We start from the raw sequence: 290 nt of genomic DNA on the forward strand, positions 1-290 counted from the left end.
CACGGAGGTGCCGGCCGATCTCGAAGCGCAAGTTTCACGGGCAACTGTTGGGGAGTGTCGTAGTGCCGATTTCAAACGATATGGGGGACGAGTACCTGGAACTGGAATGTCCAAACTGTTCTCATGTCATCATAAAAAAGGGATCGTGGTTGAAGGTGATATCCAACTTCAACTGCACCCAATGCCATGCAAAAATCAGAATTGGTTATATGACCAAGCTCGCGCTTTTCGAGAAAAAAAGGCAAAGCATGAACCCGGCTGCGCAGTGAGAGTCCTAGCGGCCCGACAGA

At 50.3% G+C, this 290-nt stretch carries 1 protein-coding gene; it reads left to right on the forward strand.

The features are described from left to right. A partial coding sequence (locus X735_RS1000000169535; protein WP_023814486.1) for a hypothetical protein occupies positions 1-269 on the forward strand: 269 nt, incomplete at its 5' end. Positions 270-290: the final 21 nt, after the last annotated feature.

The sequence above is a fragment of the Mesorhizobium sp. L2C084A000 genome, assembly GCF_000502875.1.
Lineage (GTDB): Bacteria > Pseudomonadota > Alphaproteobacteria > Rhizobiales > Rhizobiaceae > Mesorhizobium.